Source organism: Enterobacter sp. 22466, assembly GCF_052044775.1.
Classification (GTDB): domain Bacteria; phylum Pseudomonadota; class Gammaproteobacteria; order Enterobacterales; family Enterobacteriaceae; genus Enterobacter; species Enterobacter dissolvens.
This window is the reverse complement of the sequence record NZ_JBQENX010000012.1, coordinates 1-15,622: the sequence shown is the minus strand read 5'-3', so window position 1 is coordinate 15,622 and position 15,622 is coordinate 1. Positions and strand designations below refer to the sequence as shown.

12 protein-coding genes and 1 rRNA gene are annotated in these 15,622 nt (G+C 55.5%); 3 read left to right on the top strand and 10 right to left on the bottom strand.

The window, feature by feature from the left end:
• Positions 1–30 precede the first annotated feature (30 nt).
• Positions 31–975 (top strand): ketopantoate/pantoate/pantothenate transporter PanS, encoded by a 945-nt coding sequence (gene panS, locus ACTJJI_RS23145; protein ID WP_047360201.1) that lies wholly within the window; start codon positions 31–33, stop codon positions 973–975.
• A 50-nt stretch (positions 976–1,025) separates the two neighbouring features.
• The gene (locus tag ACTJJI_RS23140) at positions 1,026–1,298 is read left to right on the top strand and encodes a DUF3811 domain-containing protein (protein ID WP_014830263.1); all 273 of its coding nucleotides are present in this window, start codon (positions 1,026–1,028) and stop codon (positions 1,296–1,298) included.
• Here the strand turns inward: ACTJJI_RS23140 and rluF are convergent, their stop codons facing one another.
• From rluF to metH, 5 genes are all read right to left on the bottom strand, one after another.
• Entirely contained in the window at positions 1,299–2,171 is an 873-nt protein-coding gene (gene rluF / locus ACTJJI_RS23135) for a 23S rRNA pseudouridine(2604) synthase RluF (RefSeq protein WP_063425612.1), read from the bottom strand. It abuts the gene before it with no gap.
• Between the two features lie 54 nt (positions 2,172–2,225).
• Positions 2,226–2,543: a CcdB family protein gene (locus tag ACTJJI_RS23130; RefSeq protein WP_014830261.1), complete on the bottom strand. Its 318-nt coding sequence runs from the start codon at positions 2,541–2,543 to the stop codon at positions 2,226–2,228.
• Positions 2,543–2,836 carry a type II toxin-antitoxin system CcdA family antitoxin gene (locus tag ACTJJI_RS23125; RefSeq protein ID WP_014830260.1) on the bottom strand — a complete coding sequence of 98 codons (294 nt, stop codon included), beginning with the start codon at positions 2,834–2,836 and terminating at the stop codon, positions 2,543–2,545. Before ACTJJI_RS23125 ends, ACTJJI_RS23130 begins: the two co-directional genes overlap by 1 nt.
• 95 nt (positions 2,837–2,931) lie before the next feature.
• Positions 2,932–4,563 carry a Na/Pi cotransporter family protein gene (locus ACTJJI_RS23120; RefSeq protein ID WP_013095027.1) on the bottom strand — a complete coding sequence of 544 codons (1,632 nt, stop codon included), beginning with the start codon at positions 4,561–4,563 and terminating at the stop codon, positions 2,932–2,934.
• A 115-nt stretch (positions 4,564–4,678) separates the two neighbouring features.
• Positions 4,679–8,362: a methionine synthase gene (gene metH, locus ACTJJI_RS23115; RefSeq protein ID WP_440655720.1), complete on the bottom strand. Its 3,684-nt coding sequence runs from the start codon at positions 8,360–8,362 to the stop codon at positions 4,679–4,681.
• Between the two features lie 193 nt (positions 8,363–8,555).
• Between metH and iclR the strand changes: the two genes are divergently transcribed.
• Positions 8,556–9,383: a glyoxylate bypass operon transcriptional repressor IclR gene (gene iclR, locus ACTJJI_RS23110; protein ID WP_013095025.1), complete on the top strand. Its 828-nt coding sequence runs from the start codon at positions 8,556–8,558 to the stop codon at positions 9,381–9,383.
• A gap of 22 nt (positions 9,384–9,405) precedes the next feature.
• Here the strand turns inward: iclR and aceK are convergent, their stop codons facing one another.
• The 5 genes from aceK to rrf all read right to left on the bottom strand — a co-directional run.
• The gene (aceK, locus tag ACTJJI_RS23105) at positions 9,406–11,145 is read right to left on the bottom strand and encodes a bifunctional isocitrate dehydrogenase kinase/phosphatase (protein WP_014830258.1); all 1,740 of its coding nucleotides are present in this window, start codon (positions 11,143–11,145) and stop codon (positions 9,406–9,408) included.
• A 50-nt stretch (positions 11,146–11,195) separates the two neighbouring features.
• Positions 11,196–12,500, bottom strand: a complete 1,305-nt coding sequence (gene aceA, locus ACTJJI_RS23100) for an isocitrate lyase (protein ID WP_014830257.1) — start codon at positions 12,498–12,500, stop codon at positions 11,196–11,198.
• Between the two features lie 32 nt (positions 12,501–12,532).
• Positions 12,533–14,134 carry a malate synthase A gene (gene aceB / locus ACTJJI_RS23095; protein ID WP_440655717.1) on the bottom strand — a complete coding sequence of 534 codons (1,602 nt, stop codon included), beginning with the start codon at positions 14,132–14,134 and terminating at the stop codon, positions 12,533–12,535.
• Between the two features lie 270 nt (positions 14,135–14,404).
• On the bottom strand, positions 14,405–15,334 hold the full coding sequence (gene metA, locus ACTJJI_RS23090) for a homoserine O-acetyltransferase MetA (RefSeq protein WP_194516889.1): 930 nt from the start codon (positions 15,332–15,334) through the stop codon (positions 14,405–14,407).
• Between the two features lie 175 nt (positions 15,335–15,509).
• A 5S ribosomal RNA gene (gene rrf, locus ACTJJI_RS23085) occupies positions 15,510–15,622 on the bottom strand; the annotation flags it as partial.

Sequence of the window (15,622 nt, the reverse complement as noted above, 5' to 3'; positions counted from 1 at the left end):
AACAACACGACAATACTGCAAGGAATACCTATGTTATCCGCCATCACCCGGCTGTTCCCGTTATGGGCGCTGCTGCTCTCCATACTCGCGTATTACACCCCCACTACGTTCACGGGCATTGGTCCGTGGGTGACTACGTTGCTGATGCTGATTATGTTCGGCATGGGTGTACACCTAAAAATCGACGACTTTAAACGCGTGCTGTCACGCCCGGCTCCGGTGGCCGCAGGGATTTTCCTGCACTACCTGGTGATGCCCCTTGCGGCCTGGCTGCTGGCAATGGCCTTTAAGATGCCACCCGACCTCTCCGCCGGGATGGTACTGGTGGGCAGCGTGGCCAGCGGAACCGCGTCGAATGTCATGATCTATCTGGCAAAAGGCGATGTGGCGCTCTCCGTGACCATCTCTTCGGTATCCACGCTGGTTGGCGTCATTGCCACACCATTGTTAACCCGCTTGTATGTGGATGCGCATATCCAGGTGGACGTGATGGGAATGCTGCTGAGCATTTTGCAAATCGTGGTGATCCCGATCGCATTGGGTCTGGTCATTCACCACCTGTTCCCGCGCGTGGTGAAAGCCGTTGAACCGTATCTGCCTGCGTTTTCGATGGTCTGTATTCTGGCCATCATCAGCGCCGTGGTGGCAGGTTCCGCGTCGCACATTGCATCTGTGGGCTTTGTAGTGATTATCGCGATCGTGCTGCATAACACCATTGGTCTGCTGGGCGGCTACTGGGGCGGGAAACTGTTTGGTTTCGATGAATCCACCTGCCGGACGCTGGCCATTGAGGTAGGAATGCAGAATTCCGGCCTGGCGGCGGCGCTCGGGAAAATCTACTTCTCGCCGCTGGCGGCTCTGCCTGGTGCGCTCTTCTCGGTCTGGCATAACCTGTCCGGTTCACTACTGGCGGGATACTGGTCCGGTAAACCGATTGATGAACAAACGAAAAAAGATGCGGTGAAACAGGGTTAATTTACGGTACTTGCTTTACACTGAAGCCTCTCTCTCAGGAGGCTTCAGCAATGGCGACACCACGATTAACCCAGAAAGACATGACGGAAGCCGAGCAGCGTGAACTTAAAACGCTTCTTGACCGCGCACGCATCGCGCATGGCCGCACGCTGACAAACGCCGAAACCAATCAGGTGAAAAAAGAGTACATCGACAAACTGATGGCGCAGCGTGATGCCGAGGCGAAGAAAGCCCGCAAACTGAAAAAGCAGCAGGCATATAAGCCGGATACTGAAACGACCTTTTCGTGGTCGGCCAATACCTCTACCCGTGGAAGGCGCTAATTAGCGCCCCTTCTTTTTACGGCCCGGCTGGGTAAAACGTTTCCCGTTGCCCGGCTTGCCGCGCCCTTTTTCTTCCGCCTGAGGCGCCTTTACGACCGGACGCTTCATCGCCTGAGTTTTCGGTTTCGCTTTGGCCTTCGGCTTTGCTTCGGACGAGGAGTTCTCGATAAGTTTGAACAGCTCAATCAGCTCGTCGTCCGTTAGGTCACGCCACTCGCCCAGCGGGATCCCGGACAGGCTGACGTTCATGATGCGCGTGCGTTCCAGCTTCGTCACTTCATAACCGAAGTATTCGCACATACGACGGATCTGGCGGTTCAGGCCCTGCACCAGGGTAATGCGGAACGCGAAGGGTGCCTCTTTTTTGACCTTACACTTCTTCGTCACGGTGCCCAAAATCGGTACGCCTGCACCCATTCCTCGGATAAATTCGTCCGTCACCGGCTTATTCACCGTCACGATATACTCTTTCTCGTGGTCGTTACCGGCACGCAGAATCTTGTTCACCAGATCGCCGTGGTTAGTGAGGAAAATCAGCCCCTGGGAGTCTTTATCCAGACGGCCAATCGGGAAGATACGGCTGCTGTGGTTAACGAAATCAACAATGTTGTCCCGCTCGCCCTCTTCCGTGGTACTGACGATACCAACCGGTTTATTCAACGCGATAAACACCAGGTCTTCTGCATCACGCGGTTCGATGAGCTGACCATTCACTTTAACCACGTCGCCAGGCATCACCTGGTCACCAATAGTGGCGCGTTTGCCGTTGAGGAACACATTACCTTGTTCGATGTAACGGTCCGCCTCGCGACGTGAGCAGATCCCGCTCTCGCTAATGTATTTGTTTAATCGGGTTGATTGAGTTGGCAGCATAGTTTCTCCTGTGAAGGGCGAAATATACCTTACCTTGCGGCTGACAAAAAAGTCCTAGTAACCGTTGATCAGAAAATCGAGTGCATCCCGCAATGAAGCACTGTTGTCAGTGAGATCGGCAACGCGTTCACCTAACTCTTTTGAAGATATGCCTGACAGCATATGCATCATGACAACGCAAGGCTTACCCGCGATTTCAACGACAGGGCACACTTTCGCAGGCGGACGAATGCCGCCCAGCAGGCTTAATTCAACGGCGGGAGCGACAAGTACATGTTTCATCGCATTAGCAACAGGGTGCTGCATATTAATAAGCCATGGATAGGCTTTTCTCCCATTGCCTTCATTCTCATAAGCAAAATATTGCTCCATCAGAACGACCTCTGAAAATCACTAAAGGAGCCGTTTTCATCAACCCACTGGTTGATGGCCTCTATAGACGCTTTATTTTCTGCTAACCACTCTGCGCGCTGATGCGCACGAAACTGCTCCTGTAGAGCGGCCGTGAGTACAGCAGAGAGATTGAGTTTCAGCCGTCGCGCTTCTTCAAGAATTTCAGGTGCTAACGAAACATTGACTGATTTTTTAATGCCATGGGTAGTGCGCATGAGAACCCCCATTGGAATGCGCATGAATTGGCGAAGTGTAGCGTAATAAACGAGCATTTTCTATTCCCTTCAAAATATAAGGTCTGAATAGTAAATTGCGCTTTATAAAGCGTCACGCCTCGCAAATGGGTTTTGCGAGGCGCTTTCAGAGATTAATACTCATCCCGCTCGTCATCTTCATCCGGCTGTTCCATCACGCTGTACGCCACCGCACAGAACAATGAGTTAAGGCGTTTCATATCCCCCAGCAGCCCCAGATGCAGGGAGCTGGTTTCGATACTTTGCACGTTTTGCTGGTGCAGACGTTCAACGTGGGCGTGCGAGTAGCGGCGGTTGAGGATACGGAAACGATGTTTGTTGCGGCGCAGGCGGCGTGCGCTCGGCACATCACTTGAGAAGAAGACCAGCATCGCCAGCTTCAGGTTACTCAGAAGTTGTTCGTGCAGGGCTTCCAGCTCCTTCAGCCCTTCGACGGAGAACGCACGGCGGGCGGCCAGGGATTTATCAGCAATTTCACTGCCCATCCGCTCCACAATATCCGAGGCCTGCTCAAGGTTAAGCGACATTTCAATGATTTCCGCCCAGCGGCGGGACTCCTCTTCCGCCAGTTCATCCTGCGGGATGCGCGCCAGATAGAGCTTGATGGCGGTATAGAGCACGTTGATATCATCCGCGAGCCTGCGCAACTCTTTCTCTTCCCGCGGCTCGCCGTGCATTACCTTTTGCAGGCCTTCGAGCATGGTTTCCATCGCATCACCCATGCGCAGCGTTTCGCGGGCGGCATTGGCCAGCGCCAGCGCAGGGGTATCCAGCGCGGAGGTGTCCAGATGCTTCGGTTTCAGGCGCGCATCCAGCTCCGGCTCGTCGCGGATAAGCCGTTCACAGAAGCGCGCCATTGGCTCAGCAAACGGCACCATCGCCAGGCAGCGCACCAGGTTGTAGAAGACGTGGAAGTAGATCACCAGCTCTGCCTTCGGCAGAGAGAGGTTGTCCATCAGGTTCGCCAGTGGGTGCACAAACGGCAGAATAATCAGGCTGCCCACCAGCTTAAACAGCAGACTGCCGAGCGCCACGCGGCGGGCGGCAGCATTGGCGGCGCTGTTATTGAGCATCGCCAGCAGGCCAGAACCGAGGTTAGCCCCGATGACCAGACACAGTGCGACCGGAAAGGAGATCGCCCCGGCGGCGGTTAAGGTCGCCGTCAGCAGTACAGCCGCCAGGCTGGAGTAACTGACGATGGCAAATACCGCGCCAATCAGCGCATCCAGCATGATGTCACCGGTCAGCGAGGCAAAGATGACCTGCACGCCGTTGGCTTCGGTAATGGGCGTTACCGCCTGCACAATCAGTTCCAGCGCCAGCAGGATCAGCCCAAGGCCAATTCCCACGCGTCCAAGCTGGCCAGCGCGTGTCTGCTTACGCCCAAGGAAGAAGATAACCCCGATAAATATCAGCAGCGGTGACAGCCAGGAGAGGTCGAAGGTGAGGATACGTGCCATCAGCGCGGTACCCACGTCAGCCCCCAGCACAATAACCAGTGCAGGAGCCAGCGCCACCAGATCCTGCGCGACAAACGATGTCACGAGCAATGTGGTCGCATTACTGCTCTGAACCAGCGCCGTTACGCCAATACCCGCGCAGAAGGCGAGCGGTTTCTTCTCTACGCTGCTGCTGAGAACGGTACGTAAACGTGCGCCAAACACGCGCATCACGCCGGTACGGACAATATGGGTGCCCCAGACCAGCAGTGCGACTGCCGAAAGCAGATGTAACAGGGTCAGCACGGAAGGTTATCCTCCTTATCGTTATTCGTTTTCCTTAGGTCAGTATAAGGGTTTAAACGTAAGAAAGAGACAGGGCGCTCATTGAGCGCCCTGTTAGTTGTAAGGAAAAGTGACGTCAGTCGGCGTCGTAGCCGAGATTCGGCGCTAACCAACGTTCCACTTCAGAGACGCTCATGCCTTTACGCAGTGCATAATCTTCGATCTGATCGCGCTGCAGCTGCGCCACGGCGAAGTACTTGCTGTCCGGATGACTGAAGTACCAGCCGGAAACCGATGCCCCTGGCCACATCGCGAAAGATTCGGTCAGTTTCATCCCGGTATGGGCTTCAACGTCCAGCAGCTGCCAGATAGTGCCCTTTTCGGTATGTTCCGGACAGGCCGGGTAACCCGGCGCCGGGCGGATCCCCTGGTAGTTTTCGCGGATCAGCTCCTCATTGCTGAGATTTTCATTCGCCGCGTAGCCCCAGTACACCTTACGCACGCGCTCGTGCAGATACTCTGCGAAGGCTTCCGCCAGGCGATCGGCAATCGCTTTGACCATGATTTTGTTGTAATCATCGTGCTGCGCTTCAAAGGCGTCCGCCAGCGCATCCTCTTCCAGACCGCCGGTCACAGCGAAGGCACCGATGTAGTCGGCTTTACCACTCAGCTTTGGCGCGACAAAATCGGCCAGACAGTAGTTGGCAAACCCGACCTTTTCAGTTTGCTGGCGCAGGTGATGGCTTACGGTCAGCACGTGAGTGCGCGTCTCATCGCGATAAATTTCGATGTCATCGCCCACACGGTTCGCCGGGAACAGCCCCACCACGCCGCGCGGGTTGAGGGTTTTCTCTGCGCTCAGCTTGTCGAGCATGTCGTTGGCATCGTTAAACAGGCGCTTCGCCTCTTCACCTACTACCTCATCTTCAAGGATGCGCGGATATTTGCCCGCCAGCGACCAGGTCATAAAGAACGGCGTCCAGTCGATGTAGTTGCGCAGCGTTTCAATGCTGGCGGTCACCTCCTGCACGCCCAGACGATGGGCAACCGGCGGCGTATAGCTCGCCCAGTCAAACGCCAGATCGTTATCGCGCGCCGCCTGCAGCGTCACCGGCGGGGTGCGCGGTTTTTTGCGTGCATGCTGAATGCGGACGGTCTCGTACTCTTTGCGGGTCCGTGCCACAAAGTCATCGCGCTGGGTGTCGGAGAGCAGCGCAGAGACCACCCCCACGGTGCGCGAGGCGTTCTGTACATAGACCGTCGGACCGCTGTAGTTCTGCTCGATTTTCACCGCCGTGTGCGCTTTCGAGGTGGTTGCCCCGCCGATCAGCAGCGGAATGGTGAAGCCCTGACGCTCCATCTCTTTTGCCACATTGACCATCTCGTCAAGCGACGGGGTAATCAGCCCGGAAAGGCCAATCAGATCAGCATTGACTTCGCGCGCGGTCCTGAGGATTTTATCCGCCGGCACCATTACGCCAAGATCGATAATCTCGTAGTTATTGCACTGCAGCACCACACCGACGATGTTCTTTCCGATGTCATGCACGTCGCCCTTCACGGTGGCGATAACCATTTTACCGTTGCTGGAACCTTGCTCTTTGCTGGCTTCGATAAACGGCTCCAGATACGCCACGGCCTGCTTCATCACGCGCGCAGATTTCACCACCTGCGGCAGGAACATTTTGCCCTCGCCGAACAGATCGCCGACCACGTTCATGCCGTCCATCAGCGGGCCTTCGATAACCTCGATGGGCCGTGCGGCCTGCTGACGTGCCTCTTCGGTATCCTGCTCGATAAACTCGGTGATGCCTTTTACCAGCGAATATTCCAGCCGTTTCCTTACATCCCAGGCACGCCACTCGGCCTGCTGAACATTGGCAGCGTCGTCCGATTTGCTGCCGCGGTATTTTTCTGCCAGATCGAGCAGTCGCTCGGTGGCGTCGTTGCGGCGGTTCAGGATCACGTCCTCTACGGCATCGCGCAGTTCGGCAGGAAGGTCGTCGTAAATCGCCAGCTGTCCGGCGTTGACGATCCCCATGTCCATTCCATTGCGAATGGCGTAATAGAGGAATACGGCGTGGATCGCTTCACGCACCGGGTCGTTGCCGCGGAACGAGAACGACACGTTCGACACGCCGCCGGAGATCAGCGCATACGGCAGCTCACGTTTGATGTCTTCACACGCGCCGATAAAGTCCTGGGCGTAGTTATTGTGCTCTTCAATCCCGGTCGCAACGGCGAAGATGTTCGGGTCGAAGATAATGTCTTCCGGCGGGAAGCCCACCTCTTCAGTCAGTATCTTGTACGCGCGGCGGCAAATTTCAATTTTTCGCTCGCGGGTATCGGCCTGGCCCACTTCATCAAAGGCCATCACCACCACGGCCGCGCCATATCGACGGACCAGCTTTGCATGGTGAATGAAGATATCGACGCCTTCTTTCATTGAAATGGAGTTGACGATACCTTTGCCCTGAATGCACTTCAGCCCTTTTTCGATGACTTCCCATTTGGAGGAGTCAATCATGATCGGCACGCGGGCGATATCCGGCTCGCCAGCGATCAGGTTGAGGAAACGCACCATCGCCGCTTCGGCGTCGAGCATCCCCTCATCCATGTTGATGTCGATGATCTGCGCGCCGTTTTCAACCTGCTGGCGGGCAACGTCCAGCGCTTCGCTGTACTTCTCTTCTTTGATCAGCCGTTTGAACTTTGCCGAGCCCGTAACGTTTGTACGCTCCCCAACGTTCACAAACAGGCTGTCATCGCCGATGGTCAACGGTTCAAGGCCGGAGAGACGGCAGGCAACCGGCAGCTCGGGCAGTTTACGCGGCGGCAGACCGGCCACGGCATTGCTCATAGCGGCGATGTGCTCCGGCGTGGTGCCGCAGCAGCCGCCAACGATATTCAGGAAACCGGATTCAGCCCATTCGCGGATTTGCGCCGCCATGGTGTCCGCATCCAGGTCGTATTCGCCAAAGGCGTTTGGCAGTCCGGCGTTCGGGTGGGCGGTAACGTAGCATTCCGCGATGCGCGACAGCTCCTGCACGTACTGGCGCAGTTCATCCGGCCCCAGCGCGCAGTTCAGGCCGAAGGAGAGCGCTTCAGCGTGGCGCAGGGAGTTATAAAACGCTTCGGTGGTCTGGCCTGACAGGGTACGGCCAGAGGCATCGGTGATGGTGCCGGAAATCATGATCGGCAGGTCAACGCCCAGCGCCTCGAACTCCTCTTTCACCGCGTATATCGCGGCTTTGGCATTGAGGGTATCGAAAACCGTTTCAATCAGGATCAGATCGGAACCCCCTTCCACCAGCGCTTTGGTTGATTCACGGTAGGCCGCAACCAGCTGGTCAAAGGTAATATTACGAAACGCCGGGTCGTTCACGTCCGGTGAAATGGAGGCGGTGCGGTTGGTTGGACCCAGCACCCCGGCAACATAGCGCGGTTTCTCCGGCGTGCGGGCCGTCCATGCGTCGGCACAGGCGCGGGCGAGTTTCGCCGCCTCAAAGTTTATCTCCGCCGACAGGGACTCCATCTGGTAATCCGCCATGGCGATGGTTGTCGAGTTAAAGGTGTTAGTTTCAACGATATCGGCACCCGCCTCGAAGTAGGCGTTGTGGATATCCGCAATCACCTGCGGTTTGCTTAACACCAGCAGGTCGTTGTTACCTTTGAGGTCGCATGGCCAGTCCGCGAAACGTTCGCCGCGGAAATCGTCTTCACTGAGACGATAGCTCTGGATCATGGTGCCCATGCCGCCGTCCAGCACCAGAATTCGTTCATTTAACTGCGCACGCAGTTGCTCTACTTTGCTGCTCACACTTGCTCCCGACAACGCTCAACCAGGCCAAAAGGCTGCGGTCCATACTGGCACAATCTTGCAGGGTGGAAAAGTCACACGGCGGTAACATGAGACATGTTCACCATCACTCCTCCGATCAGTCAGGATAACGGTTGCAAAATTACCAAATAAAACGAAAATGATTTCCACGATACAGAAAAAGGAGATCGTCATGGTCACGACCGTTCCCGCGAAACGCGGCAGAAAACCTGCCGCCACCCCCGCCGCACAACAGGGCGGACAGGTTCAATCGCTCACGCGCGGTTTGAAGCTGCTGGAGTGGATAGCCGAGTCGCACAGCAGCGTGGCCCTGACGGAGTTGGCTCAGCAGGCTGGTTTGCCGAACTCCACCACGCACCGGCTGCTGACCACCATGCAGCAGCTTGGTTTTGTGCGTCAGGTTGGCGAGCTGGGGCATTGGGCAGTCGGCGCCCATGCGTTCATTGTCGGCAGCAGCTTCCTGCAAAGCCGCAACCTGCTGGCGATTGTGCATCCTATCCTGCGCAAATTAATGGAAGAGTCGGGTGAGACCGTGAATCTGGCCGTACTCGACCAGAGCGACCATCAGGCGATTATCATTGACCAGGTACAGTGTACCCAGCTGATGCGTATGTCAGCCCCCATTGGCGGTAAGCTGCCTATGCACGCGTCCGGTGCGGGGAAAGCCTTTCTGTCACAGCTGAGCGAGGAACAGGTGACGGGGCTGCTGCACCGTAAAGGGCTGCACGCCTATACCCACGCCACGCTGGTTTCACCGGTGCATCTGAAAGAAGATCTGGCGTTGACCCGTAAGCGCGGCTATTCGTTTGACGACGAGGAGCATGCCCTGGGCCTGCGCTGTATTGCGGCCTGTATCTTTGACGAGCATCGCGAACCGTTTGCCGCCATCTCCATCTCCGGACCAATTTCGCGTATGACCGATGACCGCGTAACCGAGCTGGGTGCGCTGGTGATTAAGGCGGCGAAAGAGGTGACGCTGGCGTATGGTGGGATTCGTTAGGATTGAGTGCGGTCTGATGCCCTTACCCTGCGGGAGAGGGAGAAAATCGGATGCAAAACCGCTGTTTACGACGGTAGGCGTACACATCTTCCACATGTCCGTTTTTGATCCGCGTTTGCAGCCCGCGCCAGTAGCTGGCACGAAACAGATCGGCATGCATCTCTTCAAATAATGGCCCAATACGCGGGTCGGCGCACAGCCAGTGGCGAAACTCCTCGGGAAAGACATCGCCCGGTGAGACGCTGTACCACGGCTCGCCGGAGAGTTCATCTTCGGGGTAACGGGGCGGCGGGATATCGCGAAAATTCACCTCCGTCATATAGCAAATTTCATCGTAATCATAGAATACGACTCGCCCGTGACGGGTGACGCCGAAGTTTTTAAACAGCATATCGCCCGGGAAAATATTGGCGGCGGCAAGCTGGCGAATCGCGTTGCCATACTCTTCAATGGCATCTTTTAAAGCCTGACCGTCGGCCTGTTCCAGCCAGATATTCAGCGGCACCATACGACGTTCGATATACAGATGACTAATCGCTATTTTGTCACCCAGATCGGTGATTTTTGCCGGTGCTTCCTGCAGTAACAGGGCCATTAGAGCCGGATCGATCTGCCGCTTATCCAGCACAAAATTTTCAAACTCCTGTGTATCCGCCATACGCCCGACGCGATCGTGTTCTTTCACCAGCTGATAGCAGGCACGAACATGCGCTGCGGTCATCTCTTTCTGCGGCGCGAATGTATCTTTGATGACCTTAAACACCCGGTCAAACCCCGGCAGCGTAAAGACCAGCATCACCATGCCACGAATGCCGGGCGCTTCGATAAATTGCTCATCAGCGGTGGTAACATAGCGCAAATACTCCCGGTAGCTTTCCGTTTTGGCATGCTTCTGACAGCCAATCGCCATATACAGCTCGGCGGTGGTTTTGCCTGGCAGGATCTCACGCAGCCACTCCACCAGGGCGGCAGGCAGCGGAGCGTAGACCATAAAATAGGAGCGGGCGAAGCCAAACACAATGCTGGCCTCGGCGCTGGTGGTCAGGCAGGTATCGACAAACAGTTCGCCGTCATCGGTACGGTGGATGGGCAACAGAAACGGCACGGTGGCGGAGGGCGTCACCAGCTTGCCCACCAGCCATGCGGCTTTATTGCGGTAGAAAAGCTCGTTGGCGACCTGCAAATGGCAGTGGCTGAGTGCCTCTTCGCCAAAGGATTCGTGGAGGTGGGCGATGATAAAGCCAATATCGCGGGCTTTATTCTCCCAGGGCAAGCGCAGCGGTAAGTCTGTTAACACGCGGTGCAGGAGCTTCTCCCAGCCGTGATCGGGGAAAAAATCCTTCGCCAGCGGGCGCGGAATGGTGCGAAAACGACGCTCCGGCTGGGAGCTGAAAATAAATAACCGCTCAGGAGATAAAGAGCGGTGGTCAAATAACCGGCAATACACGGAGTTGAAAAAGCTCTCCGCAATCTCGAAGCGCGGGTAGTCTGGCAACAAATGGGTGTAGTGCTCCTTAACGCGCAGTAAAAATTCCGCGTCCGGGTTTTTACCGTCGGTGATGCAGCGCAACTGCTCCACCACCAGACCCACATGATGGTCGTAGAGGTGAATACGCTGCTTCATGGCCTGCTGAACCGCATGCCAGTCGGCGTGCTCAAAGCGCTGCTGCGCGCCAGAGGTGACTTCCAGAAAGCGACCATACTGGGCATCGAAACCCTGCAAAATAGTCTGTGCAATCAGTAATTCCAGGCCACGCGACATAGATTCCCCCTCACCCCAACCCTCTCCCCAGAGGGGAGAGGGGGAAAAGATTAGAACTGAGCTTCTTCCGTTGAACCCGTTAAGGCAGTGACGGAGGAGGTGCCGCCCTGAATAATCGTGGTCACATTATCAAAGTAGCCGGTGCCCACCTCCTGCTGGTGAGACACGAAGGTGTAACCGTCTTTGCCCGCGGCAAATTCCGGCTGCTGCACCTTTTCAACGTAGTGCTTCATGCCCTCACCCTGTGCATAGGCGTGCGCCAGATCGAACATGTTGAACCACATGCTGTGGATGCCTGCCAGGGTAATGAACTGGTATTTGTAGCCCATGTCGGACAGCTGCTGCTGGAAACTGGCGATGGTTTTGTCATCCAGCTTTTTCTGCCAGTTGAAGGACGGCGAGCAGTTGTAGGCCAGCAGTTTGCCCGGGTATTTGGCGTGGATAGCATCGGCAAAACGTTTTGCCAGCGCCAGATCCGGCGTGGACGTTTCACACCAGACCAGGTCTGCGTACGGTGCATACGCCAGGCCACGGCTGATGGCTTGCTCAATGCCAGCATGGGTACGATAGAATCCTTCGCTGGTGCGCTCGCCGGTAATGAACTCGCTGTCGTACGGGTCACAGTCAGAGGTGATCAGGTCAGCCGCATCCGCATCGGTACGGGCAATCACCAGCGTCGGCACGCCGAGCACGTCGGCGGCCAGACGCGCAGCAACCAGCTTCTGAATCGCTTCCTGGGTTGGGACCAGCACTTTGCCGCCCATGTGTCCGCATTTCTTCACCGATGCCAGCTGATCTTCGAAGTGAACGGCCGCTGCACCGGCCTCAATCATCGATTTCATCAACTCAAAGGCGTTTAGCACGCCGCCGAAACCCGCTTCTGCATCCGCGACGATCGGCAGGAAGTAGTCAATAAAGCGCGGATCGTTTGGCTCGATACCTGCCGCCCACTGGATCTGATCCGCACGGCGGAAGGTGTTGTTGATCCGATCCACCACCGACGGCACCGAGTTTGCCGGATAGAGCGACTGATCCGGATACATGCTGGAGGCCAGGTTAGCATCCGCCGCGACCTGCCAGCCGGAAAGATAAATGGCTTCGATACCGGCCTTCGCCTGCTGCAACGCCTGACCGCCGGTCAGCGCACCGAGGCTGTTGATGTAGCCCTTTTTGGAGCCGCCATGTAGCAGATGCCACATCTTCGCCGCGCCATTTTGCGCCAGTGTGCATTCCGGATTGACAGAGCCACGCAGCTTCACCACTTCCTCAGCGCTGTACGGGCGACGGATGCCTTCCCAGCGCGGCTGTGTCCACTCTTTCTTCAGTTCTTCGATTTGTTGGGTACGGGTTTTCATGTGCAGATGCTCCATATTGTTATGTGGTGGATTTACGCAAGCAGGCGGTAACCTGGCAGGGTGAGGAAGTCGATTAAGTCATCTGAGGTTGTGATTTGCTCCATCAGGCGGGCGGCATCATCAAAACGTCCGCTGCTGAAGCGATGTTCGCCCAGTTCGTCCTGAATGACGCGCATCTCTTCGGCCAGCATCTGGCGGAACAGGGATTTGGTCACCGGCTTGCCGTTGCTGAGCGTTTTCTGATGGTGGATCCACTGCCAGATAGAGGTACGGGAGATTTCTGCCGTCGCCGCGTCTTCCATCAGGCCGTAGATGGGCACGCAGCCGTTACCGGAGATCCACGCTTCGATGTACTGCACGGCAACGCGGATATTGGCGCGCATGCCCTCTTCCGTGCGTTCACCCGAGCACGGCGCCAGAAGTTGCTCTTCTGCGATTGGGGCATCGTCATCACGGGTGACAAACAGCTGGTTTTTGTTGTCGCCGAGCACATGGTTAAAGACTTCCATTGCCGTATCGGCCAGGCCCGGATGGGCGATCCACGTGCCGTCGTGACCGTTACGCGCTTCAAGCTCCTTGTCAGCTTTCACCTTGTTGAGCACCTGATTGTTACGCTCAGCGTCTTTGCTCGGAATAAATGCCGCCATGCCTCCCATCGCAAAGGCACCGCGTTTGTGGCAGGTTTTAATCAGCAGGCGCGAGTAGGCGCTGAGGAAAGGTTTATCCATGGTGACAACCTGACGATCCGGCAGTACGCGATCCGGGTGGTTTTTCAGCGTCTTGATGTAGCTAAAGATGTAGTCCCAGCGTCCACAGTTCAGACCCACGATGTGATCGCGCAGGGCGTGGAGGATTTCATGCATCTGGAATACGGCAGGCAGCGTTTCAATCAGCAGGGTGGCTTTAATGGTGCCACGCGGCAGGTTGAAGCGATCTTCCGCATAGCTGAAGACCTCACTCCACCAGGCCGCTTCCTGCCAGGCCTGGGTCTTTGGCAAGTAGAAATAGGGGCCGCTGCCTTTCGCCAGCAGATTTTTGTGGTTGTGGAAGAAATAGAGGGCAAAATCAAACAGGCTGCCCGGAATGGCTTCCCCACGCCAGGTGACATGCTTTTCCGGCAGGTGCAGGCCGCGAACGCGGCAGATCAGAACTGCCGGATTGGGTTTTAACTGGTAAATTTTACCGGCTTCATTGGTATAGCTGATGGTGCCGTTAACGGCGTCGCGCAGGTTAATTTGCCCGTCGATCACTTTACGCCAGTCCGGGGCCAGTGAATCCTCAAAATCCGCCATAAAGACTTTGACGTTGGCGTTCATGGCGTTGATCACCATTTTGCGCTCTACCGGGCCAGTGATCTCAACGCGACGATCCTGTAAATCTTCAGGGATGCCGCGGATTGTCCACTCACCATGCCGAATGGAAGCGGTTTCCGAAATAAAACTAGGCAACTTGCCATTATCAATTTCCTGCTGTTGGTGAATGCGTGCCGCCAGCAGCTTATTGCGCTGTGGCGTAAAGCGGGTCACCAGCTCAGTCAGAAATTCGACCGCCTCTGCCGTCAAAATTTGCTGTTCTTGTTCGCCATACGGCTGGGTAAAGGCCAGTTCATCGACCGTCGTTGCCTGTTGAGTCATCACTCTGCTCCTCATCAAAGATCCAAATTCACATCCCCAATGCGAACGAAAGATCGTTGTGTAGTTTTCGCTCAGCAGAATTAAGACTATCTCTATTTTTTCTAAAATCAAAAACAATTTCCATTTTAATTAAAAAATACGTACAACTTATTGATAATAGTAGAATTAAAGTTTACGTAAATGTTGAGCGTCATTTCGGAAATAAAAAAGGCACCCGAAGGTGCCTGATGTGAATAGCTGAAACGCTTTAGGATCATTTAAAGCAGAAGATTACTCCAGCGTCGGATTCATGTGACGCAGATCGTATGGCGTTATCTGGTAGACGTAATAGTTGAGCCAGTTGGTAAACAGCAAATTCCCGTGACTGCGCCAGGTGGCTCGCGGCTTGTTCTGGGGATCGTTTTTCGGGAAATAGTTATACGGCACATCCGGATTAAGACCCGCTTCAACATCACGGAAATACTCTGACGCGAGGGTATGCGGATCGTACTCAGGATGCCCGGTCACAAAGGCAATACGCTTATCTTTGCTGGCAAACAGGTACGCATCACCATCTTCTGTTTCGGCCAGGATCTCCAGATCGGTGTAGTCACGAATCAGCTGCGCTGGGAAATCGGCGTAGCGTGAATGCGGGGCCAGGAAAGTGTCATCGAAACCGCGAGTGAGCAATGCATGAGGGTGAAGAATGTGGTGTTCGTATACGCCGGAGAGTTTTTCGGTGCGGGTTTGCTTAGGGATGCCATAGAGGATATTCAGCGCGGCTTGTACCGCCCAACAGACAAACAGCGTGGAGGTGACGTGATCCTTTGCCCACTCCAGTACCTGTTTGATCTGCGGCCAGTAGGCGACATCATTGAATTCGACCAGGCCCAGTGGCGCACCGGTGACAATCAGTCCGTCGAAGTTTTCCTCGCGGATATCGTCGAAGTTACAGTAGAAGTTGTTCAGGTGCTCAGAAGGCGTGTTACGCGACTCACGGGCATCGATCCGCAGCAGCTGAATATCTACCTGAAGCGGAGAGTTCGAAAGCAGGCGCAGGAACTGGTTCTCTGTTTCGATCTTTTTCGGCATCAGATTAAGGATGAGCACCTTCAGCGGGCGAATTTCCTGACCTGTCGCGCGTGAAGTGGTCATTACAAAGACGTTTTCTTCACGTAAGAAATTGACGGCTGGTAGCTCGTCCTGCACCCGAATCGGCATAACCTTGTATCCTCACAGCATACGTATAAACGTTTAGACATCCAGACAGCCAACGATACCCAGTATTGGCGTGAATGTCGAGTCTGCAAGCTAAAGGTGAGAAAGTTTCAAGGAGAGGGGGAAAACAAATGCAAAAAACCCCGCACCTTACGGTACGGGGTTCTTCTTGTTTGATGCCTGGCAGTTCCCTACTCTCACATGGGGAGACCCCACACTACCATCGGCGCTACGGCGTTTCACTTCTGAGTTCGGCATGGGGTCAGGTGGGACCACCGCGCTAAAGCCGCC

Coding starts and splice junctions, on each gene's coding strand:
- panS (WP_047360201.1), top strand. CDS start 31: ATGTTATCCGCCATCACCCGGCTGTTCCCGTTATGGGCGCTGCTGCTC.
- ACTJJI_RS23140 (WP_014830263.1), top strand. CDS start 1,026: ATGGCGACACCACGATTAACCCAGAAAGACATGACGGAAGCCGAGCAG.
- rluF (WP_063425612.1), bottom strand. CDS start 2,171: ATGCTGCCAACTCAATCAACCCGATTAAACAAATACATTAGCGAGAGC.
- ACTJJI_RS23130 (WP_014830261.1), bottom strand. CDS start 2,543: ATGGAGCAATATTTTGCTTATGAGAATGAAGGCAATGGGAGAAAAGCC.
- ACTJJI_RS23125 (WP_014830260.1), bottom strand. CDS start 2,836: ATGCTCGTTTATTACGCTACACTTCGCCAATTCATGCGCATTCCAATG.
- iclR (WP_013095025.1), top strand. CDS start 8,556: ATGGTCACGACCGTTCCCGCGAAACGCGGCAGAAAACCTGCCGCCACC.
- aceK (WP_014830258.1), bottom strand. CDS start 11,145: ATGTCGCGTGGCCTGGAATTACTGATTGCACAGACTATTTTGCAGGGT.
- aceA (WP_014830257.1), bottom strand. CDS start 12,500: ATGAAAACCCGTACCCAACAAATCGAAGAACTGAAGAAAGAGTGGACA.
- aceB (WP_440655717.1), bottom strand. CDS start 14,134: ATGACTCAACAGGCAACGACGGTCGATGAACTGGCCTTTACCCAGCCG.
- metA (WP_194516889.1), bottom strand. CDS start 15,334: ATGCCGATTCGGGTGCAGGACGAGCTACCAGCCGTCAATTTCTTACGT.